General features: G+C 64.1%; 23 protein-coding genes. 11 read left to right on the top strand and 12 right to left on the bottom strand.

The features are described 5' to 3' along the window. Positions 1 to 198: 198 nt before the first annotated feature. Positions 199 to 1,215: a UDP-glucose 4-epimerase GalE gene (galE, locus tag ACIQT2_RS03920; RefSeq protein WP_400329446.1), complete on the bottom strand. Its 1,017-nt coding sequence runs from the start codon at positions 1,213 to 1,215 to the stop codon at positions 199 to 201. An 80-nt stretch (positions 1,216 to 1,295) separates the two neighbouring features. Here galE and ACIQT2_RS03915 point away from each other — a divergent pair, with 80 nt between their 5' ends. Both ACIQT2_RS03915 and ACIQT2_RS03910 read left to right on the top strand, forming a co-directional pair. Then, positions 1,296 to 1,922, top strand: a complete 627-nt coding sequence (locus ACIQT2_RS03915; protein ID WP_402943748.1) for a TetR/AcrR family transcriptional regulator — start codon at positions 1,296 to 1,298, stop codon at positions 1,920 to 1,922. A gap of 90 nt (positions 1,923 to 2,012) precedes the next feature. Beyond that, positions 2,013 to 2,624, top strand: a complete 612-nt coding sequence (locus ACIQT2_RS03910; RefSeq protein ID WP_402943746.1) for a hypothetical protein — start codon at positions 2,013 to 2,015, stop codon at positions 2,622 to 2,624. Between the two features lie 7 nt (positions 2,625 to 2,631). Here ACIQT2_RS03910 and ACIQT2_RS03905 read toward each other — a convergent pair whose 3' ends face one another. Together ACIQT2_RS03905 and dapD are read right to left on the bottom strand one after the other, a co-directional pair. Further along, positions 2,632 to 3,474, bottom strand: a complete 843-nt coding sequence (locus tag ACIQT2_RS03905; RefSeq protein ID WP_402943744.1) for a hypothetical protein — start codon at positions 3,472 to 3,474, stop codon at positions 2,632 to 2,634. Between the two features lie 13 nt (positions 3,475 to 3,487). Then, positions 3,488 to 4,513: a 2,3,4,5-tetrahydropyridine-2,6-dicarboxylate N-succinyltransferase gene (dapD, locus tag ACIQT2_RS03900; RefSeq protein WP_402943742.1), complete on the bottom strand. Its 1,026-nt coding sequence runs from the start codon at positions 4,511 to 4,513 to the stop codon at positions 3,488 to 3,490. Positions 4,514 to 4,620: 107 nt separating this feature from the next. Between dapD and dapE the strand changes: the two genes are divergently transcribed. Then, positions 4,621 to 5,745, top strand: a complete 1,125-nt coding sequence (gene dapE / locus ACIQT2_RS03895; RefSeq protein WP_402943740.1) for a succinyl-diaminopimelate desuccinylase — start codon at positions 4,621 to 4,623, stop codon at positions 5,743 to 5,745. A 76-nt stretch (positions 5,746 to 5,821) separates the two neighbouring features. On the opposite strand, the gene ACIQT2_RS03890 is transcribed toward dapE, so the two are convergent. The 4 genes from ACIQT2_RS03890 to ACIQT2_RS03875 form a co-directional block, all read right to left on the bottom strand. Then, positions 5,822 to 6,736 (bottom strand): amino acid ABC transporter permease, encoded by a 915-nt coding sequence (locus ACIQT2_RS03890; RefSeq protein WP_402943738.1) that lies wholly within the window; start codon positions 6,734 to 6,736, stop codon positions 5,822 to 5,824. Next, positions 6,733 to 7,383 (bottom strand): amino acid ABC transporter permease, encoded by a 651-nt coding sequence (locus tag ACIQT2_RS03885; RefSeq protein WP_400329461.1) that lies wholly within the window; start codon positions 7,381 to 7,383, stop codon positions 6,733 to 6,735. Before ACIQT2_RS03885 ends, ACIQT2_RS03890 begins: the two co-directional genes overlap by 4 nt. A 95-nt stretch (positions 7,384 to 7,478) precedes the next feature. Then, positions 7,479 to 8,357 carry a glutamate ABC transporter substrate-binding protein gene (locus tag ACIQT2_RS03880; RefSeq protein ID WP_397322182.1) on the bottom strand — a complete coding sequence of 293 codons (879 nt, stop codon included), beginning with the start codon at positions 8,355 to 8,357 and terminating at the stop codon, positions 7,479 to 7,481. Between the two features lie 75 nt (positions 8,358 to 8,432). After that, on the bottom strand, positions 8,433 to 9,188 hold the full coding sequence (locus ACIQT2_RS03875) for an amino acid ABC transporter ATP-binding protein (RefSeq protein ID WP_397322184.1): 756 nt from the start codon (positions 9,186 to 9,188) through the stop codon (positions 8,433 to 8,435). Between the two features lie 163 nt (positions 9,189 to 9,351). Here ACIQT2_RS03875 and ACIQT2_RS03870 point away from each other — a divergent pair, with 163 nt between their 5' ends. The 4 genes from ACIQT2_RS03870 to ACIQT2_RS03855 all read left to right on the top strand — a co-directional run bounded on the left by ACIQT2_RS03870 (position 9,352) and on the right by ACIQT2_RS03855 (position 12,155). Next, a complete protein-coding gene (locus ACIQT2_RS03870) occupies positions 9,352 to 10,185 on the top strand; it encodes a TIGR00730 family Rossman fold protein (protein ID WP_400329466.1) in 834 nt (277 codons plus the stop codon). A gap of 18 nt (positions 10,186 to 10,203) precedes the next feature. Next, entirely contained in the window at positions 10,204 to 10,545 is a 342-nt protein-coding gene (locus ACIQT2_RS03865) for a DivIVA domain-containing protein (RefSeq protein ID WP_400329468.1), read from the top strand. After that, the gene (locus ACIQT2_RS03860; RefSeq protein ID WP_402943734.1) at positions 10,542 to 11,804 is read left to right on the top strand and encodes a hypothetical protein; all 1,263 of its coding nucleotides are present in this window, start codon (positions 10,542 to 10,544) and stop codon (positions 11,802 to 11,804) included. The genes ACIQT2_RS03865 and ACIQT2_RS03860 overlap by 4 nt, the downstream gene beginning before the upstream one ends. A gap of 183 nt (positions 11,805 to 11,987) precedes the next feature. Next, entirely contained in the window at positions 11,988 to 12,155 is a 168-nt protein-coding gene (locus ACIQT2_RS03855) for a DUF3117 domain-containing protein (RefSeq protein WP_064721643.1), read from the top strand. Between the two features lie 102 nt (positions 12,156 to 12,257). Here ACIQT2_RS03855 and ACIQT2_RS03850 read toward each other — a convergent pair whose 3' ends face one another. After that, positions 12,258 to 12,890: an O-methyltransferase gene (locus tag ACIQT2_RS03850; protein WP_400329474.1), complete on the bottom strand. Its 633-nt coding sequence runs from the start codon at positions 12,888 to 12,890 to the stop codon at positions 12,258 to 12,260. 249 nt (positions 12,891 to 13,139) lie between these two features. On the opposite strand from ACIQT2_RS03850, the gene sigE reads away from it, so the two are divergent. The 3 genes from sigE to ACIQT2_RS03835 all read left to right on the top strand — a co-directional run bounded on the left by sigE (position 13,140) and on the right by ACIQT2_RS03835 (position 15,106). After that, the gene (gene sigE, locus ACIQT2_RS03845) at positions 13,140 to 13,763 is read left to right on the top strand and encodes an RNA polymerase sigma factor SigE (RefSeq protein WP_400269721.1); all 624 of its coding nucleotides are present in this window, start codon (positions 13,140 to 13,142) and stop codon (positions 13,761 to 13,763) included. Positions 13,764 to 13,926: 163 nt separating this feature from the next. Next, positions 13,927 to 14,676: a hypothetical protein gene (locus tag ACIQT2_RS03840; protein ID WP_402943731.1), complete on the top strand. Its 750-nt coding sequence runs from the start codon at positions 13,927 to 13,929 to the stop codon at positions 14,674 to 14,676. A gap of 31 nt (positions 14,677 to 14,707) precedes the next feature. Then, positions 14,708 to 15,106 (top strand): Sec-independent protein translocase TatB, encoded by a 399-nt coding sequence (locus tag ACIQT2_RS03835; RefSeq protein WP_400329480.1) that lies wholly within the window; start codon positions 14,708 to 14,710, stop codon positions 15,104 to 15,106. An 11-nt stretch (positions 15,107 to 15,117) separates the two neighbouring features. On the opposite strand, the gene ACIQT2_RS03830 is transcribed toward ACIQT2_RS03835, so the two are convergent. From ACIQT2_RS03830 to ACIQT2_RS03820, 3 genes are read right to left on the bottom strand one after another with little or no spacing between them, the layout of a single operon-like run. Further along, on the bottom strand, positions 15,118 to 16,245 hold the full coding sequence (locus ACIQT2_RS03830; protein WP_400329482.1) for an Mrp/NBP35 family ATP-binding protein: 1,128 nt from the start codon (positions 16,243 to 16,245) through the stop codon (positions 15,118 to 15,120). A 4-nt stretch (positions 16,246 to 16,249) separates the two neighbouring features. After that, entirely contained in the window at positions 16,250 to 16,966 is a 717-nt protein-coding gene (locus tag ACIQT2_RS03825) for a DUF1003 domain-containing protein (RefSeq protein WP_402943729.1), read from the bottom strand. Further along, positions 16,959 to 18,242: a magnesium transporter MgtE N-terminal domain-containing protein gene (locus ACIQT2_RS03820; RefSeq protein WP_400269726.1), complete on the bottom strand. Its 1,284-nt coding sequence runs from the start codon at positions 18,240 to 18,242 to the stop codon at positions 16,959 to 16,961. The genes ACIQT2_RS03825 and ACIQT2_RS03820 overlap by 8 nt, the downstream gene beginning before the upstream one ends. 76 nt (positions 18,243 to 18,318) lie before the next feature. Between ACIQT2_RS03820 and ACIQT2_RS03815 the strand changes: the two genes are divergently transcribed. After that, on the top strand, positions 18,319 to 19,110 hold the full coding sequence (locus tag ACIQT2_RS03815; RefSeq protein ID WP_400329488.1) for a general stress protein: 792 nt from the start codon (positions 18,319 to 18,321) through the stop codon (positions 19,108 to 19,110). A gap of 65 nt (positions 19,111 to 19,175) precedes the next feature. On the opposite strand, the gene ACIQT2_RS03810 is transcribed toward ACIQT2_RS03815, so the two are convergent. Continuing rightward, a complete protein-coding gene (locus ACIQT2_RS03810; RefSeq protein WP_400329491.1) occupies positions 19,176 to 20,750 on the bottom strand; it encodes an aminopeptidase P family protein in 1,575 nt (524 codons plus the stop codon). Positions 20,751 to 20,825 lie beyond the last annotated feature (75 nt).

Here is a 20,825-nt window from a genome sequence, read left to right as displayed (position 1 = left end):
CCCCCCCCCCCCCCGCCCCCCCCCCCCCCCCCCCCCCCCCGCCCCCCCCCCCCCCCCCCCCCCCCCCCCCCCGGGGGGGGGGGGGGGGCCCCCCCACGTCGTTAATCGCCGCGGGGCAAAAGGCGCAGGACAAGCATCGCGAGGTCACTTAGCGCCATCAGGCGGCCCGTCATGGGCTCTAAGTGACCCCGCGTTGGCTTAGGACGCGTTGTACCCGTAGGGGTTGTTCTTCTGCCAACGCCAGTGGTCCTCGCACATCTGGTCCACGGTCTTGGTGGTGGACCATCCGAGGTCGGCCAGTGCCGAGGAAGCGTCGGCCCAGAAGGCAGGGAGGTCGCCTGCCCGGCGCCCGGTGATCTCGTAGGGGATCGGCTGCCCAACGGCCTTCTCGAAGGAGCGCAGGACTTCCAGTACGGAGGAACCCTTGCCCGAACCGAGGTTCCAGCGGCGCACACCGGCGCGGGTGGCGATGTGGTTCAGCGCTGCGACGTGTCCATCCGCGAGGTCCACCACGTGGATGTAGTCGCGCTGGGCGGTGCCATCCGGGGTGTCGTAGTCGCCGCCGAAGACCATGAGTTTCTCGCGGCGACCCACGGCTACCTGGGCGATGAACGGCACAAGGTTGTTCGGGATGCCCTGGGGGTCTTCGCCGATCCGGCCGGAGGGGTGCGCGCCAACCGGGTTGAAGTAGCGCAGCAGTGCTATGTGCCAGCGGTCGTCCGCGTTGCCAAGGTCGGAGAGGATGTCTTCGATCTGTTCCTTGGTGCGGCCGTAGGGGTTGTTGGCGCCGATCTCCATTTTTTCGATGTAGGGGATCGGGTTGTGCTCGCCGTAGACGGTGGCCGAGGAACTGAAGACGATGGAACGGACGTTGTGCTTGTCCATGGCGCGGAGCAGGTTCAGGGTGCCCACAATGTTGTTGTAGTAGTAGGCGAGCGGTTCCTGGACGGACTCACCGACGGCCTTGAGGCCGGCGAAGTGGATCACGGCGTCGATCTGGTGCTGGTCGAACACGGCCTCGACGGCGGGTTCGTCCACCAGGTCCACCTCGTGGAAGGCGGCGGTCTTGCCGGTCAACTCGGAGACCCGGCGCAGCGACTCTTCGCTGGAGTTCACGAGGTTGTCGAGGACGACGACGTCGTGGCCGGCTTCCTGGAGGGACAAAACGGTGTGCGAACCGATGTAGCCGGTGCCACCCGTGACAAGAATTTTCATGGTGTCTACGCTATCCGAAAGTAGAGGCACGCCGCTCAGTGTTGAGCGGTGTTGAAGCACGTTCGTGCTAGAAAATACTGGTGCCCAAAATTGTTGATGCCGAAGCCCGGCGCCAGGAAGTCGTCCAAGCAGTATTCCGCATCATAGCCAGCGACGGCTTGGAAAGGGCATCCCTCCGGGAAGTGGCCGACGAGGCAGGGCTGGCCGTGGGCTCCGTACGGCACTACTTTTCCAGCAGCGACGAACTCTTGGTGTTCTCTTTTGGAACCGTTATCGACCGCATCACGGCCCGCCTCGAGGCCGCGCTGGATACTGTCCGGGATCACGCCGCAGGCAGCCCGGAACGCCATGCCTCCGTACTCAATCTCTTGGGCCAGTTCCTTCCCCTGGACGAGGAATCCGCCGTCGACGCCTGCGTCTGGATGGCGTTCCGGCATGCCGCCCGCATCAACCCTGTGTTTGCCGCCGAGGCGGAACGCAGCCACCGGTCCGTCGCCGCCGTCGTGGGTCAACTCATTGTCCTCCTGAGCCCGGGGGAGGCCGGAGCGCCGCAAAACCTGGTGACCGAGGCCGAACGGCTGCTCGCCACCCTGGACGGACTGTGCATGCACGCGTTGCTGCAGCCGGAGTGGATGACGGCGGAAATGTGCAGTGACGTGTTGACGGCCCACCTGGCAGTCTTTGACGCTGTTCCTGCCGCCGGCTAGGCCAAAGCGGTTGCGCCTCCGCCGTTAACGTGGCGGCGCTTCGGGAATAGACTGGGACATGTCGGGAACCTGCCCAAGGGAGGAATTCGGATGCATGAGTCAGGCGGCCCGGGATGGCGCATCACCATGGACACGTCCGGGCCGATGCTCATCGCGTTGTACTTGCGTGATGTGGCCGGACTCGACGGTGCCGGAAAACCGATGCTCTCCCATGCTTCTCCCAAGGTCCGCCACGCCGACCACAGCCACCTCACCTCGGACGTTGGCGGCATCAGTGCGTTGAAGACAGAGTGGGAGGCCTGGTGGGAGAAGCTCGTGAAGTCTTATCCCAAACCCGCACTGGAGTTGGCGCCCCCGAGCTTCAAGGCCTTCGGAAATTCCCCTGCCCTCCAGCGCGTCCTGCAAGCCCATTTCGGTTCGGCCCTGGGTTGGGCCACCGACAGGATCGATGAATACGCGGACATGGAGGCTGCCCGCGAAGCGAACGGGATCACGAGCGTCCTCAACGAGATGGTGGAGGACCGGTTGCTGGAAGTCGGCCGGAGGTCGCGCGATTTCGATCTAACCATCATCGAGCTGCCCCTCAACGAGCCGCGCGCCTGGTACCTCGAACCCAGCACCATGATCATGAGCCACCGGCTGCTGTCGCAGCCCGACGTGTTCCGGAGCTACGTCCAACCGGTGGTTGAGCTGCTCGCCTGACCAGACGTTAGGTGGTGGGGGCCGAAACCGTGATGGTCAGCGTATCCGACGGCGCTGCCGCGTCGGTCCAGCCGTTGCGCTTCTCCCGATTCCAGGTGTGCCCGGCTACGTCCACTTGTGTGATGGACAGTTCCTTGGCATTCGCCACGGCCCAGTGCCCGATCGCCCAGGCCTGGGTCCCCGTCACGTCCACATGCACCGAGCGTCCCTCGACGCTGCTCGCCTGGGCGCCGAACGCCGTCGTGAGTTCATTGACGACGGCGGCAGGGTCACCTGCCGCGTCGGGCATCCGGAGTTCGCAACTCAAAGCGGACTCGGAATGGCCCGTCAGTGCAGAGGCAAAGGCGCGGCCCATGGGCTCATGCTGCGCGTAGGCGCGGGGGAACGCGGATCGCTGGACGGCCTGGGCAGCTTGGGTTACTTCCATGCTCTCGTAGCCCGGGATCTTTGCCAGTCCGTCGTAGAAGGCGTTGGCCGCATACACAGGGTCCATGACCTGCGCCTCGGTGCCCCAGCCCTGCGATGGCCGTTGTTGGAAGAGCCCTCGGGAATCAGGGCCCGCCTCGTCACCGTAGTTGATGTTGCGCAACCGGGATTCCTGCATGGCCGTGGCGAGGGCGATGCTCGCAGCACGAGGAGGCATGCCGCGGCGGACGGAGATGGCCGCGATAAGGGATGCGTTGGCGGATTGGTCGGTAGCGAGTTCGTAACTCTCAGACCCCACCACAGCGACGCAGCGCTCCGAGACAAGGGTCTCGGAGCGCTGCAGCACTGCGACTATTGCGTAGATGGCGCCTGCCACGAGGGCCAAGGCCAACACCGCCACGATGGCGCGGCGCAAGCGGCGCATGGTTTCTCTCCCCCTAGTTGGCGTGCAGAGCCTCGTTCAGTTCCACGGTCTGGCCTGCCCGCGGCAGGACCTCAACGCCACCGGTGGTGGAGTTACGGCGGAACAGGAGGTTTGGAACGCCGGAGAGTTCGACGGCCTTGATGATCTTGCTGGTGTCCTCGCCGTTCTCGTCCTTCGGGCCCGGAACACGGACGCGGGTGCCAGCCGTGACGTACAGTCCGGCTTCGACCACGGAATCGTCGCCGATGCTGATGCCAACGCCGGAGTTGGCGCCGAGCAGTACCCGCTCACCGAGGGCAATCTTTTCCTTGCCGCCACCGGAGAGCGTGCCCATGATGGACGCGCCACCGCCAACGTCCGTGCCGTCCCCTGCCACAACACCCGCGGAGATACGGCCTTCAACCATGGACGTGCCCAAGGTGCCGGCGTTGAAGTTCACAAAGCCCTCGTGCATCACGGTGGTGCCCTCGGCCAGGTGTGCACCCAAGCGGACGCGGTCTGCGTCGGCAATACGAACGCCGGTGGGAACCACATAGTCCACCATGCGCGGGAACTTGTCCACGCCGTAGACAACCACATTGCCGCGCTTGCGCAGGCGGGCGCGCGTCAGTTCGAAGCCTTCCACGGCTGCAGGGCCGAAGTTGGTCCACACGACGTTGGGCAGCTTGCCGAAGACGCCGTCCAGGTTGATGCTGTTCGGCTTGACCAGGCGGTGCGAGAGCAGGTGCAGGCGGAGGTAGGCGTCGGCGGTGTCTGCCGGGGCGGCGTCCAGATCGATCTGAGCAAAGACAACCTTCTGCTCCGTGCCCCGGTCGGCATCCTTGCCTTCTTCGGCAAGGGCGGTAAGGGAGGGGTCGGCGTTTTCAACGTCGCGAAGGGTTTCGGCGGCTACGCCCAGCGACGGGGCCGGGTACCAGACGTCCAGAACGGTGGCTTCCCCGGAGGCCGAGGTAGCGATCGTGGCGAGGCCGAATCCGTAGGCCGATCGGTCGTTAACGGGCGCGCTTGCGGGCACAGCAGAAGAAGCAGTTTCAGTCATGGGGCCAAGTGTATCGATCACGTGCAGCGCGGCTGAAACCCGTTCCACGGACTGGGAGGTCGCATTTCCCGTCGAAGGGGTGAACGCCATGGCGTTAAGGTGGAAGGGTGACCCCGAACCCTGCACCTGCCCTCCTTGACCTGCGCCAGGATGTCGCTTTGCTGACGGCCGCGCTCATCGACGTGAACAGCGTCTCCGGGAACGAAACCGAGCTCGCCGACGCCGTGGAATCCGCCCTGCGTGCGATTCCCCAGTACACCGTGGTGCGCGACGGCGACGCGATCATTGCCCGGACTGAACTGGGCCGCTCTGAGCGGGTCATCCTGGCTGGCCATCTGGACACGGTTCCGCTGCCCACCGTACCGGGCTCGCTGGGGACCGTTCCAGCCACCTGGGAGTCGGGCGTCCCGGGCGAGGGTGTGCTCTACGGCCGCGGGACCACGGACATGAAGGGCGGCGTCGCGGTCCAGCTTGCGCTGGCGGCGACACTGTTCGACGGCGGTCGGCAGCCGGACAAGGATGTCACCTTTGTCTTTTATGACCACGAGGAAGTGGAAGCGGTGAAGAGCGGTTTGGGCCGCTTGGTCCGCAACCATGGGGACCTGCTGGACGGCGATTTCGCAATCCTCCTGGAACCGACGCACGGAACCGTGGAGGGAGGCTGCAACGGAACCAGCCGTTTCGAGGCCACCACGGTGGGCGAGACGGCACACTCTGCCCGCGCCTGGATGGGCAGCAATGCGATCCACGCGGCGGCGCCCATCCTTGCCCGGCTGGCTGCCTATGAGCCACGGACCATCAATGTTGACGGCCTGGAATACCGCGAAAGCCTTAACGCCGTGAAGATTAACGGCGGTACTGCCGGCAATGTGATCCCTGACCGCTGCGTGGTGGAGATCAATTACCGCTTCGCACCGGACAAGACACCGGACCAGGCCGAGGCGCACGTCCGCGAACTCCTGGAGGGCTTCGACGTCGTCCGCACCGACGCCGCAGCCGGAGCGCGCCCTGGACTGAACCACCCTGCCGCGGCGTCCTTCGTTGCCGCAGTGGGAGCCGAGCCCAAGCCCAAATACGGCTGGACCGACGTCGCGCGTTTCAGCGAGTTGGGCATTCCGGCGGTGAATTTCGGACCGGGCGATCCGCTGCTGGCGCACAAAGACAACGAACACGTCGACGCCGACGCCATCCGTGAGTGCCTCCGCGCGCTGCGGACGTGGCTGGGACAGTAGACACCGAACGGCTGAAAGACGAGGAGGGGTCCCCAGCCATGCGGCTGGGGACCCCTCCTGATTGCCCGGGTGGCTGCTACTTGCTTGGGCCTGAAGTATCTTTGTGCTCCGGCGCCGGAACCACATTCTGGGCATCGGGATCGTTGCCGGTGCCTTCAAGGCCTGTGCGGATTGTTGCTGGGGCAACCCCTCCCGCCGCTTTCCTGGACCCGCGGCGTTCAATCCAGATGGCAATCCGGGACACCGTGAGGTTGATCAGGATGTAGATGGCGGCACCCACGAAGAACGCGGGGAACAGGAAATCGGGGCCAAGGAAGTCGGCCATGATCTGGATCTTGCGGAGCAGTTCCTCGTAGCCGACGATGTAGCCCAGTGAGGTGTCCTTGAGGAGCACCACGAGCTGGGCCACCAGGGACGGAAGCATCCGCCGGGTAGCCTGCGGGAACTCGATGATCATCCGCGACTGGAAGCTCCGCAGGCCGATCGCCAAACCGGCCTCACGCTGTCCCTTGGGAAGCGACTGGATACCGGCCCGGAGGATCTCCGCGAAGATGGCCGCGTTGTAAAGGACCAGGCCCGCGACGACTGCGACGAACTGGCCGGTGGCGAAAACCAGCAGCACGAACAACATCATGAGGACCACGGGCATGCCGCGGAGGAACTCCAGGACAACCTGCGTTGGAACCCGGATCCAGGAAATGAGCGAAATCCGGAGCAGGCAGAGGGCAATCCCGAGGGGGAACGCGATGACGGCGGCCACTGCGGCTGCCACCAGCGTGGACACGATGCCCTGGCCGATCAGGTTCCAGACGTCCGGAGCCATGGGGCCGTAGAAGATTTCCCAACGGTCGGCGTCGAAAATTCCCTGCTGCGCAAGAGTCGTGACCGCCAGGGCAAGGACGCCCAGGATGATCAGGATGCCGGCAGCGGATCCGAGCAGCGAATAGAGGCGGGCCTTGGGGCCGGGGACGTCGTACAGGACCGATGTCATCGGGCAATCGCCACCTTTCGTTCGACGAAGTGCGCAAGGAGACCAAGTGGCACGGTGATCAGCAGGTAGAAGAACGCGACGCCGAGCAGGATCCACAGGACCTGGTCGCCGTAGTCATTGGAGAGCTTGCGGCCGTAGCCGAAGAGTTCAAGGACAAAGAAGGCGCCGGCTACCGATGAGTTCTTCACCAGGGCGATCACAATGTTGATCAACGGCGGAACCACCGTCCTGAGGGCCTGCGGGAGGACGATGAAACCCAGGACCTGGGTGAAGGTCATTCCGATGCTTCGTGCCGCTTCGGCCTGGCCCACGGGAACGCTGTTCACACCGGAGCGGACGGCTTCGGCGACGAACGCTGCGGTGTACGAGCTCAGGGCAATGATGGCCGCGACCTCGAACTGGTCGAATTTGATGCCAAGCCGGGGAAGGACAATGGCGGAGAAGAAGAAGATGATCGTCAGCGGAGTGTTTCGGGCGACTTCCACGTAGAACATGCTGAAGCCGCGCAATGCAGCAACAGGCGAAACCCTCATGGCGGCGAGGATGGTGCCCACGATGAGGGCGATGACTCCGGAAATGACGGAGAGATAGAGGGTGCGGAGAAATCCGTCCCAGTATTGGGGGAGGCTTGCTATGACGGCGTCCATGGCTTCCTTTGGCTGCAGCTAATCACGGAACAGGGTCCTTGGTTTCAGTAACTGCCGCCGCCCTGTGAGGAGCGGCGGCAGTTACCGGACACCGACTAGTAGCGGTTGATGGCAGGAAGTTCAGGTGTGGTCTTGATGACCTTGCCTGCCGTTGCTTCCCAGGCCTTCTTGTAGTCGCCATCCTTCTGGAGGGCTTCCAGCTGGTCGTTGATCCAGTTGCGGAAGGTGGTGTCGTCCTTCTTCAGGCCGATGCCGTAGGGCTCCTTGGTGAAGGTCTCGTCCGAGGCGAGCTTGAAGGCGTCCGGTTCCTTGTCCACGTAACCGGCCAGGATCACGTTGTCCGTGGTCACTGCGACAACCTGCTTGTTGCGCAGCGGCTCCAGGCATGCGGTGTAAGTAGCGGCCGGAACAACTTCAGCACCGTACTTTTCGGCGATGGTCTTGGCAGGGGTGGAGCCGGTCACGGAGCATACCTTCTTGCCCTTGACGTCCTCCGGCTTGGTGATGGAGTTGTCATCCTTGTTCACCAGCAGCGCCTGGCCTGCCTCGTAGTACGGTCCGGCGAAGGAGACCTTTTCCTTGCGGGCGTCGTTGATGGTGTACGTGGCGATGACCAGATCCACACGGCCCTGCTCGATGAACGATTCGCGGTTCTGCGAAACGGTCTCGACCCATTCGATCTTGTCCGCGGGGATGCCCAGCTTGGCTGCAATGGCCTTGCCGATTTCAACGTCGAAACCAACAGGCTTGCCGTCCAGGCCCTTCTGGCCGAAGAGCGGCTGGTCGAACTTGGTGCCGATGGTGATCTTCTGGGCCTTGTTGAGCTTCTCCATGGTGGTGCCGGCTTCAAAGCTCGCCGAGGCAACCGGGGGAGTGGTGGAGCTCCCGCCACCACCGCAGGCGCTGAGCGAGAGGGCCAGCGCAGCTGATGCGGCGACCAGGAGGGACTTCCTCCGGGTGAACAGAGACTTCATGACGTTCCTTTCATTGATAGGCCGCTTTACGGCCGGGTGCGTTTCCTTGCGGCCTGGGTGCGGGCCGGCAGGGAGCTAGTGGGTCAGGAGTTTGGACAGGAAGTCCTTGGCGCGGCTGCTCTTCGGATTCGTGAAGAATTCCTCGGGCGCCGCGTCCTCGACGATTTGGCCGTCTGCCATGAACACCACGCGGTCAGCCGCTTTCCGGGCAAATCCCATCTCGTGGGTGACCACGATCATGGTCATGCCTTCCTTGGCGAGCTGGATCATGACGTCCAGGACCTCGTTGATCATTTCGGGGTCCAAGGCCGAGGTGGGTTCGTCGAAAAGCATCACCTTGGGCTTCATGGCCAGCGCGCGGGCGATTGCGACACGTTGCTGCTGGCCGCCTGAGAGCTGCGCGGGAAGCTTCGGTGCCTGATGCCCAACGCCTACACGCTCCAGGAGCGCCATGGCCTCGCGCTCCGCGGTGCCTTTGGCTACGCCCTTGACCTTGATGGGGCCCAGGGTGACGTTCTCCAGGATCGTCTTGTGGGCGAACAGGTTGAAGGACTGAAAGACCATTCCGACGTCGGCTCGCAGGTGGGCGAGTTCCTTGCCTTCTTCGGGAAGCTTCTTTCCGTCGATCGAGATGTCGCCGTCGTCGATCGTTTCCAAACGGTTGATGGCACGGCACAAAGTGGACTTACCGGAACCGGAGGGTCCGATGACCACTACAACCTCACCCTTCTTGACCTGAAGGTTGATGTCTTTGAGGACGTGCAATTGACCGTAGTGTTTGTTGACGCTGTTCAGGGAGACGAGCGCATCGCCGGACACTTGAGTAGTCATAGCTCGAATCTAGCGAACAAGTAAGTAAATATGACCACGGTCACGGCAAGTTCTTTCAGATCGTGACTGAACAGAAACCTGCTTTCCAGCGATATATCAGACTGCAATGCAAACACACGGGTCAACGGGCAGTGCACCCCTGCAATAGCGCTAGCCTTGGGCAATGAGTATCAGCCAGCACCCAGTTCCCAGCCCCGACGCGAACGGTCGCGTGGGGAGCAGCGCGCCACTTCCATCACCGGTTGCGCCAGCTAAACACAAAGGCCCACTGGAACTGCGACGGAAACAGGCTGACACCGGTATGTCCGACCAGCATTTGCTGGACACCAGCGGCGCCGGACAGTTCATTCATACGGACCCGTGGCGCGTGTTGCGCATTCAAAGCGAATTCGTCGAGGGCTTCGGTGCGTTGGCAGACATTGGTCCCGCGGTGAGCGTTTTTGGCTCTGCCCGGACACGCCCCGGAACCGAGTACTACGAAATGGCCGTGGATGTAGGCCGGAAATTGGCCGAAGCCGGGGTGGCTGTCATCACCGGTGGCGGACCGGGCTCCATGGAAGCGGCCAACAAGGGCGCCGTCGAAGGCAATGGCGTCTCAGTGGGCCTCGGCATTGAGCTGCCCTTCGAACAGGGACTCAACCAATGGGTGGACCTGGGTATCAACTTCCGTTACTTCTTCGCCCGGAAGACGATGTTCGTGAAGTACGCGCAAGGCTTCGTGGTTCTCCCCGGCGGACTCGGCACCCTCGACGAGCTCTTCGAGGCCATGGTCTTGGTCCAGACGCGAAAGGTCACGTCGTTCCCGATCGTGCTCCTGGGGGTCCGCTTCTGGGGTCCGATGATCGAATGGATCCGGGACACGCTGGTTGCCGAAGGCATGGTGTCTGAGAAGGACCTGGATCTCATCCAGCTCGTGGACGATCCTGCGGACGCCGTGCATCGGGTGCTCCACGGAACGCCTTTGCCGACGCCCACAGGGGAACAACGCCCGGAGTAGGGATTCCTTTCTGGCACGATGGTCCCTGTGAGCTTTTTCCTCGTGTTTCTCGCAATCGTCCTCGTCGGGGCGGCGTTGTTCTTTGGCGCAGGGATTGTCCGCGGCCGTTCCTTGGGAGCGGGCCTGGACGATCCCACGCCCAATCTGCCCCCGGTCCTCCTTCCGGGGCAGGCCGACGCCACCGACGTTGACGACCTGCGTTTTGCCCTTGGGCTGCGGGGATACCGCATGGACCAAGTGGACCAGGTACTCGACGAGCTCCGTGACCAGTTGCTCGCCAAGGACCGTGAGATTGAGCGGCTCAAAGGCCTCCTGCCCACGGATCCGGACGGCGATGGATCTGTGCGGGCAGCGCAATGAGTGTTCCCCTTCCGCCTGCGCCCGCCGCGGAGGGTGTCACAGCCCGTCTCGGCAAGGTCGTGTTGCGGGCCGGCAACCTGGTTGCCGGCTGGCCGTGGTGGGTCCAGGTGGCCTTGGTGTATCTGGCCGCAAGGCTAGTCAGCGCAGCGATCTTTGCGGCCGCCGCCATTCATCAAGGGACCAATCCGTGGTTCCCGCCGGCGCCGGATTACTGGAAATTCATCACCATCTGGGATGGTCGCTGGTACCAGCAGGCCGCCGACAACGGCTACCCCTCGGAGCTGCCCGTTGACCAGAACGGCGTGGTCAAGGAAAACGCCTGGGCGTTCTACGCACTGTTCCCTTTCCTGGCGCGGGGTGTTGGCGCCATCACCGGACTTGGCACACTGCAGTCCCTGACGGCGATCGCAATGGTTGCGGGGTTGTTCGCCGCTTTGGTGATTTTTAAGCTGTTCCGGGAAGTGACGGGCCGGCGTGCCGCCATGTGGGGTGTGGTTTTCGTTTCCACGTTTCCCATCTCTCCGATCCTCCAGGTCCCCTACGCGGAGTCGTTGAACCTGCTCTTGTTGGCAGCTTCGCTTTTGTTGGTGGTGCGGCGCCGCTACGTTGCGGCCATCCCGGTGGTAGTCCTCATGTGCTTTTCGCGGCCAACGGGTGTTCCCTTTGCTGCAATGCTTGGGCTGCTCCTGCTGTGGCGGCTATGGCGGCGGTTCGGCCCGGCACGGCAAAGCGACGCGGCCACGTCGAAGGGGTCGCTGTGGTCCCTGGCTGTCCTGGTGTGCATCACCGGAGCTGCCGCGCTGGCCTGGCCGGTGATTGCCTGGGCCGTGACGGGTGATCCCGCGGCTTATACGCGTACTGAGACCGCCTGGCGGGGCGATGAGCTGGTCCCCTTCAAGCCGTGGTTTGATACGGGACGCATGCTCTTCGGCCCTGTCCTGGGAGTCCTCGCCCCGTTCGTCTTTGCCGGCCTCTTTGTGTTGGCCATGGTGTCCAAGCCCGTCCGGGCCTTGGGAATGGAGCTGCGGCTTTGGTGCGCGTGCTACATGGGCTACCTGTTGGTATTCCTGCATCCGCAGACCAGTACGTTCCGGATGCTGCTGCCCCTTTTTCCGTTGGCCCTGGGTGCCGCACTGCTTTCGAAATCAAAGGCATACCGCGGCGCCGTGGTGGTCATGTTCCTGCTCCTCCAGATCGTCTGGGTGGTGTGGCTTTGGGCCTGGGCGCAATTGCCCGGAGGCGGGGACTACCCGCCGTGAATTAGTCCATTGATTCGCTACGGGCGGGTAAGTACGGGATAATGAAATACGAGCAAGGACAAAAGCACCGAAAAGTGCCCGGCCAAGGCGGCCTCCCAAGCGTTGCCGCCGGCTGCAATTGCGACGCGGATCCAGCCCGGCCGGGTTGGGCGTGACTTGGGACAAATGGAGGGGATTTTCCTAATGGCGGCTATGAAACCACGTACTGGCGACGGCCCTATGGAAGTGACCAAAGAGGGACGCAGCCTGATTATGCGTGTGCCGCTCGAAGGCGGTGGGCGGCTTGTCGTCGAGCTCAATGCCGCAGAAGCGGAGAACCTCAAGGAATGCCTGGTGGGCGTTACCGAATAGATGCACAAAAACATGGCCCGGCGCATGCCGGGCCTTGTTTTTGTTTAAGCATGGTCAGTTTGTTTTTGCCGGGCGGTAATCAACGCCCGGAAAGCCGAATTGCTATTTCTTGACCGCTACCAGAAGGCCGTCGCCGGTGGGAAGCATTGACGAGACCAGGCGGTCGTCATCGCGAATGGTCTTCCCAACCTGTCGCAGGACTGCCGTGGTGGCCTCCCGCGCAGCGGGATTGGAGACCCTGTCCTTGTCCAGGGCATCGTTGATCACCAGGGTGCCCCGCGACTTGAGGAGCCGCACGGCTTGGTCCACGTAGCGCGGAAAATTCGGCTTGTCGGCATCGATGAAGACCAGGTCATAGGCGTTGTCGGTCAGTCGGGGGAGGACATCGGCGGCCCGGCCGGAGATGGTGCGGATCCGGTTTGCGGGGGATCCGGACTCCAGGAAGGCCTCACGGGCGGCCTTGAGGTGTTCGACGTCGACGTCGATGGTGGTCAGCACAGCTTGCGGCCCCAGCCCGCGCAGGAGGCAAACACCGGAAACGCCGGCGCCCGAGCCAACTTCCACCACTGTCTGCGCTTTTGATGCCGCGGCCAGGACCGTGAGGACGGCGCCCACGCCCGGACTGACCGGGCTGACGCCCAGTTCAAAGGACCGTTCGCGGGCACGCAGCAAGACCTCGTCCTCAGCAGGCAGGTTTTCTGCATAGGACCAGCTGGTTGACTTGTCGGCACTCATGAAGGGATCCGCTTTCCGCGTGGAGGGGGTTTTCCCTACCAGACTACTGTGTTCCGGCCTGCAAACCGGGCGGTCGTGGTCCGGCGGAGGCTGTGTCCGCGCAGGAGGCCGGGCCCCGGATTGCGCTGTGCGGGGAATGTGCAGCCCGATCAGGAAATTCCCAGACAACCCTGACATGATATTTATCCGTTCACCCACGCGTTGAGCGGCACCGGACTCCGGTGAACCACAGTTTGAGGGGAGTGGACGATGCCGGCATCGCATGCTGCGCCAGTCCAAACATCGGAAAGCCACGAGGCCGCTGCTGAATGGGTTATGCCCAGCTGGGAGGAAGTGGTCACGAACCACTCCGCCAAGGTGTACCGCCTCGCCTATCGCCTGACCGGCAATAAGTTCGACGCCGAAGACCTCACCCAGGAAGTCTTCGTCAGGGTGTTCCGCTCGCTGGAGAACTTCAAGCCCGGAACCCTGGACGGTTGGCTGCACCGCATCACCACCAACCTGTTCCTCGACCAGGCCCGCCGCAAGAGCCGCATCCGCTTTGATGCCCTTGCCGAAGACGCTGAGTCACGGCTTCCCGGCCGCGAGCCGGGACCGGAGCAGAGCTTCGAGCACAACAACCTGGACCTGGATGTCCAGCGCGCCCTGGAGGAATTGCCGCCGGACTTCCGCGCCGCCGTCGTTCTTTGCGATCTTGAGGGTCTGTCCTACGACGAGGTGGCCGAGGCGCTGGGCGTGAAGCTGGGCACCGTCAGGTCTCGGATCCACCGCGGCCGTACCATGCTCCGCGAGAAGCTCGCCCACCGCGACCCGAGGTCGGCAGGGGCGCGCAAGCCGCGCTTGAAGATGCCCCGCATCGCCGGCATCCTCTAGGCAGTCGATGCCGGAACGCCACTCGGTACCGGGGCCTCCGCCCCGGCGCAAAATCGCTGACCTTCGCCATTCCCGGAACCCCGGGCACCTGGACCAATGCACGGATTGCCGCCTGGCCCTCAGGCGTGAGCAACAGTATCTGGAGCGCCTGCGGGACTCGGCTGTGCCCCAGGCCAGTGAGGACCTGACGCAGCGGCTCCTGCAGCGGACGCAGCACTTGGCCGGCGAGTCCGATTCACCTTTCGATGACCTGCGGCCGGCCTCCGCCAGCTGGAGGGGTCTGCGCCTTGCCGGTGTCGCGGCCGGCACGCTGGCCGTGAGCGCTGGTGCGTTGGCAATGTCCGCCTACGCGGTGGCCGGGGATCCCATTCCGGAGGCACGCGCTGCGGCCAGCGGCAGCGTCGCTTCGGTGGCAGGGGCCGTGACGGGTGGTCCCGCGGAACTCATGGTCGAGCAAGGGACCAAGACGGTCCGGGCCGTCAGCCTCGGGCCGGAGCAGCTCGCCTCGCTTCGTGAACAAGGATGGGCTTGCCCGGAGTTGTCCGCGATGGGCTTCCACGTGATATCCGCGGAGGCGACGCTCCACAACGGGCACCCAGCGGTGGAGCTCAAGCTGGAAAGCAACGGACATCACGCCACCGTCCTGGAAGAGCACTTGCCCACGGCATCCCAGCCAACAACGGCGCAGCTCACCCTGACCCAGGGAAGTCCCTGGGGTGCCGTGTACCGGACTCCCTCGGGGATCCTCAGCTATTCCTCGGACCTGCCCGCGGAGAAGGCCGATGACGCCGTCCCCGAACTGGTCCGTGCCGCCGATGCCATGGCGGCCAGTTCGGAAGTGCCAGCCGCAGAGACGTGGTCCGACAGGCTGCTGCGCGGCCTCAGGACCTTGCTGCGCCCTGCTGGTTTATGAGCGGCTTCACAGACAAGGTAATCTTCGTAGCGTGTTTGGAATCAACGGTCCGGAGTTCATAGTCCTCCTCATTATCGGCGTACTCGTCATCGGTCCCAGCCGTTTGCCCGAATACACTCAGAAGCTCGCCAACCTGGTGAAGGAAGTGCGCCGGATGGCCTCCGGGGCCAGGGAGCAAATCAAGGAAGAAGTCGGCATCGACATCGATGAAGTCGACTGGAAGAAATACGACCCCCGCCAGTACGATCCCCGCAGGATCATCAAGGACGCGCTCTTCGAAGAGGATTCCAAGCCCTTGAGCGCAGGTGCTCCCGCCGCCACTGCCGCGGTAGCGGCCGCAACTGCTGAAACAAGGCCCCAAGCGCCGGCCCGCGTCATCGAGCGCCTGGCCGAGGGCGAGGCCGCCCCGTTCGACACCGAGGCCACCTGACCCGTAGAGCGTCAGCGGGGCTGGATCCCGAGCGACATCCCCGAGAGTCCACGTGGACGGGCTGCGAGCTTGCCGGCAATGTCCTGCAAGGCTTTGGCAGCAGTGGTCTGCGCTTCAGCGAGGACTACCGGCTTGCCCTCGTCGCCGCCTTCCCGGAGCCGGATGTCCAAGGGTATCTGGCCAAGCAGGGGAACGTCGGCGCCGACGGCAGAACTCAGCCGCTCAGCGAGTGCAGCGCCACCGCCGCTTCCGAACAGTTCCATGCGGCCGCCGTCGGGCATGTCCAGGAAGGACATGTTCTCGATGACGCCGGCCACTTTCTGCCCCGTCTGGGTGGCGATGGTGCCGGCCCGTTCAGCGACGTCCGCCGCGGCTGCCTGCGGTGTGGTGACCACGAGGATTTCCGCGTTCGGCAGGAGTTGCGCCACGGAGATCGCGATATCACCGGTTCCCGGAGGCAAATCCAGGAACAAGGCGTCGAGGTCGCCAAAGTAGACATCCGTGAGGAATTGTTCCAGGGCGCGGTGCAGCATCGGCCCCCGCCAGGCGACGGGCTGGTTTCCCGCCACGAACATGCCGATCGAGATGACCTTCACACCGAAAGCCACCGGGGGAAGGATCATGTCGTCAACCTGCGTTGGCTTCTGGGTGATGCCCATTAGAGCCGGCACGGAGAAGCCATGGACGTCCGCGTCCACGATGCCCACGCGGAGGCCTTGCGCGGCCAGCGCGCTGGCCAGGTTGACCGTGACGGAGGACTTGCCCACGCCGCCCTTGCCGCTGGCCACGGCGTAGACCTTGGTGAGGGACTCCGGTTTGGTGAAAGGGATGCCGCGCTGCCCACCGGGACCGCGGAGCTGTTCCTTGAGGGCATCCCGCTGTTCCGGCGTCATGACCTTGAGTTCCACCTCGACGCCGGTGACTCCCTCCACGCTGGAGAGGGCCGCAGTGGCATCGCCGGTGATGGTTTCGCGCAGCGGGCAGCCGGCGATCGTCAGCAGGACCACCACGTGGACCACGCCGTCGCTGCCGGCGGAGACGGACTCGACCATGCCCAACTCGGTGATGGGGCGCCGGAGTTCGGGGTCGATGACAGTCGCCAGGGCAGCATGAAGCGACTCGGTGGATGCGGTACTCATGGGGTCAGGCTCGGCTCTCGGGGTGTTCAGGTGCTGATTTGCTGCTGGAGTGCTGCGGGCCGCTCCGTTGTGGGCGGACCTTGGGGATTTGCTGGGTCCGGGGTCCGCGCGACTTGTCACGTTTTTCCTTCAGCTTCTCCTTCACCCGTTCGCGTGGCGACTCGCCGTCCTCCGCGGCCGCTTCGCCTTCCCTCAGTTCCTCCTGGGCATCGATGATGTCCTCGAGGAGGCTGCGGAGCTCGGCGCGGACATAGTCGCGCGTGGCTACCTCGCGCAGCGCGATGCGCAGCGAAGCGAGTTCGCGGGTGAGGTACTCGGTGTCGGACAGGTTCCGTTCTGCCCGCTGGCGGTCCTGCTGCAGCGAGACGCGGTCCCGGTCATCCTGCCGGTTCTGGGCGAGGAGCAAGAGGGGAGCTGCGTAGGACGCCTGCAGGGAAAGCATGAGCGTCAGCAGCGTGAAGCCCAACTCCATGCGGTCGAACTGCCAGTCCGTGGGTGCGAACGTGTTCCAGGCCAGCCAAAACACACAGAAGATGGTCATGTAGACCAGGAATTGCGGCGTTCCCATGAAACGGGCGAAACCCTCTGTGGCGTTGCCGAACGCATCCGGATTGGGAGAGAACTTGGGCAGGATCCGCTGACGGCCGCTCAGGGGTGTGTCCAGGCTGCTTTCCGAACGTCCCGATGACTTGGTTGAACGGGTGGCGTTGTTATCAGCCAATGCGGCCTCCGAGTTTCCTTATAGGGGCGTCGTCCTCGTGGGCGCGCCAGTCATCCGGCAACAGGTGATCCAGCACGTCATCAACAGTCACCGCCCCCACAAGACGGCCGTCGTCGTCGACGACGGGAAGCGAGTTGAGGTTGTACGTGGCCAGGGTCCGGGCTACTTCGCTGATGTGGGCCTGGTCCGAGAGTGGTTCCAGGTTCTTGTCCACCAGGTTGCCCAGGGGCTCCGGGGGAGGGAAACGCAGGAGTTGCTGGATGTGCACGACGCCCAGGAAACGGCCGGTGGGCGTCTCCAATGGCGGACGGGCAATGAAGATGGAGGACGCCAGGGCGGGAGAGAGTTCCTCCCGGCGGACGTGCGCCAAGGCTTCGGCCACCGTTGCCTCAGGTGGAAGGATGACCGGAACGGGCGTCATCAGGCCACCGGCGGTGTCCTCGTCGTATTCCAGGAGACGGCGGACGTCCTCGGCTTCTTGGGGCTCCATGAGCTGAAGCAGTTCCTCGGCCTGCGCGGAGGGAAGCTCGGCCAGGAGGTCGGCGGCGTCGTCCGGGTCCATTTCTTCCAGGACATCGGCGGCACGCTCAACGTCCAGGGCGGAAAGGATCTCCACCTGATCGTCTTCCGGGAGTTCCTGGAGGACGTCGGCAAGGCGTTCGTCCTGCAGTTCGCTGGCCACCTCGAAGCGGCGCTTGTCGCTCATTTCCTGCAGCGCTTCCGCGAAGTCGGCCGGCTTGAGGTCCTCGTGGGTGGCAACGAACTGGGTTGCGGCCTGGGGTTCGTTGCGGGCACCCGTCTGCGCGTCGGCCCAGTCGATGATGAGGGTTTCGTTGCGGCGCAACCTGCTCAACGGGGACAGCGAGTGCCCGCGGCGGACGAAGAGCTTGCTGACGAACCAGTCCTTGGAACGGTGCTGGTCCATGGCGATGTCCTCGATGGTGGCGTCGCCGCTGCCATCGGCCAAAGTCACGCGGCGGTCGAACATTTCCGCCACCACCAAGGTTTCGGCGCCGCGTTGCTCGAAACGCCGAAGGTTCACCAGGCCCGTGCAGATGATCTGGGTCTGGTCGATCGAGGTAATGCGGGTCATGGGTACGAAAACGCGCTTCTTGCCCGGAACTTCAACCACGATGCCCACCACATGGGGTGCTCCGCGTGTTCCCCTCGCGAGCACCACCACATCACGCAATCGGCCCAGACGGTCGCCCAAGGGGTCGAAGACGTCCAAACCGAGCAGGCGCGCGACAAAGACGCGTGAGGGATGTGTGCTCATGTTTACAGGCTACCGAGTCTGCTCTCTTTTAGCTGAATTCCAGCCTCCGCACATGTCCATGCGACACAATGAAGCTATGTCAAACATTTTTGGTGGTCCAAAAGCCGTTGAGGAATCCCGGAGCGTCCCCCAAGGAGACACCGTGGGCTCATACACCTCCTACCTGGATGCCCAGAAGGCGGTGGACTATCTGGCCGACCAGCAGTTCCCTGTGCAGCTGGTGTCCATTGTTGGCAACGACCTCAAGATGGTGGAGCGGGTCACCGGCCGCCTGAGCTATCCAAGGGTTGCCCTTTCGGGTGCTTTGAGCGGCATGTGGTTTGGCTTGTTCGTTGGTGTCATGCTCTCTTTTTTCACGCCTGGGGGCGGTCCGTTCTCCATCATCACCTCGGTGCTGATGGGTGCGGCTTTCTTCATGCTGTTCGGCATCGTCACCTACGCCACGCAACGTGGAAAGCGCGACTTCACCTCGACCAGCCAGGTGGTGGCCACCAACTATGACGTGATCGTCGCCTTCGAAGCGGCCCACGAGGCACGGCGCCTCCTCCAGCAGCTGCCCATGAACCCGTCCCAGGCAGCCACCGGACAGGCCCGCAACTACAACCCCCAGAACACACCGTTCCAGCAGCCCGGGCAGGAGCCCGAGCGTCCGTCCACCTGGAACGACCCCTATGGCCAGCGTGCGCCGCAGCCGGGCGAACAGGAACCGCGTCCTGCGCAACCCGCGCAGAACCCTGCGCCTTCACCCATGCGCTACCCGGACCTTCCCGACGGCCGTCCGCAGTACGGCGTACGGGTCACGGAGGGGCAGAACGCGCCGGAACAGGGAGCGCAGCAGAACGGCGACGGCGATTCCGCCAAGCAGTAGCAGCCAAATACACAAGAAAAGGCCACCGGTTCTCCGGTGGCCTTTTCTTGTGTGCAGCGGAGTTCCTAGCTTTCGGTCTCCTGGTAGATACCGGCCATCCAGGACTCGACGTCGTCGGCCTTGCGGGGCAGCGCGGCGCTCAGGTTCACGGGCCCATCTGCGGTCATGAGGATGTCGTCCTCGATCCGAACGCCGATGCCGCGGTACTCGGCAGGGATGGCCAGGTCCTCTTCCTTGAAGTACAGGCCGGGCTCGATTGTGAACACCATGCCTTCGGCCAGCACGCCGTCCAGGTAGAGTTCCCGCTTTGCCTGGGCGCAGTCGTGGACATCCAGGCCGAGGTGGTGGCTGGTGCCGTGCGGCATCCACCGGCGGTGCTGCTGGCCCTCCGGGCTGATGGCCTCTTCGACCGATACGGGCAGCAGGCCCCACTCAGCAAGCCGCTCGGCCAGTACCGTGGTGGCCGCCGTGTGGATCTCACGGAACTTCACACCCGGCCGGGCCGCTGCGAACCCGGCATCGGCGGCGTCGAGCACGGCTTCATAGACCTTGCGCTGGATGTCGGAGAATGTGCCGTTGGCCGGCAAAGTACGCGTGACATCGGCGGTGTAGAGCGAATCGGCTTCAACACCGGCGTCGAGCAGGAGGAGGTCCCCGGCGTCGACCGTTCCGGTATTGCGGTTCCAGTGCAGCACTGTTGCGTTGTTGCCTGACGCGGCGATGGTGTCGTAGCCGAGTTCGTTGCCCTCTTCGCGGGCGCGGGCAAAGAAGGCACCTTCCACCACGCGTTCGCCGCGCTTGTGGGTCAATGCGCGGGGGAGGGCCCGGACAACGTCGGCAAAGCCCTCAACCGTGGCGGCCACAGCGATCCGCATCTGCTCGATCTCCCACTCGTCCTTGACCAGGCGGAGTTCGGAGAGGGCTTCACTGAGCTTCTCGTCCAGGGCATCGAGTTCGCCCAGGTCCAGGTTCTCCGGATCCTTGGCAGTGTTGTAGCGTGCGGTGTCCACCAGGGCGTCGATGTTCTCATCCACCTTGCGGACCAGCCGGATGGAGATGCCGCCGATTTCGGGTGCGCCGACGTTCTTGGTGATGGCCATTTCCAGTTCGGAGATGTGGGCCGTGGGCAGGCCGAGACGCGCCTGGAACTCGGCGAGGGTGGGACGTGCCCCAATCCAGAACTCGCCTGCGCGTGAGTCGGCGTAGAACTGTTCCGTGTCCCGGCCGGCGAGCGGACGGAAGTAGAGCGTGGCTGTGTGGTGTCCGCCGTCGTCGCCCTTGCCTTCGGCCACTGGCTCAAGGATCAGGACAGCGTCCGGCTCGTGGTCCAGGCCAAGGCCGGTCAGGTGCGCGAATCCGGAGTGCGGGCGGAAGCGGTAATCGCAGTCGTTGGAGCGGACCTTCAACGGTCCGGCCGGAACTACGAGCCGTTCGCCCTTGAACAGTTCGGAAATGGCACGACGGCGGCGCGCGGCGTGGTCGGCAACGGCGTCGCGCGCAGGGGTCACCTGCGGGGCGGGCGCCCAGTTGCTGGCCATGAACGCCTTGAAGGCATCGGAAGTGGGCCGCTGGGAGCGGTTGTTGACGCGCTCCTGCAACGGCTGGGACACAGAGTTCTGGGTGTTTTCGGCATCGTTCACCGTTACATCGTCCCACCAGTTCCGTGAGGAGGCCAACGCCGCAACCGGCCAAGCAAGCCCGCATCCCATAGGCTG

This window comes from Paenarthrobacter sp. NPDC090522, assembly GCF_044769225.1.
Lineage (GTDB): Bacteria > Actinomycetota > Actinomycetes > Actinomycetales > Micrococcaceae > Arthrobacter.
This window is presented reverse-complemented; position numbering and strand designations above follow the sequence as displayed.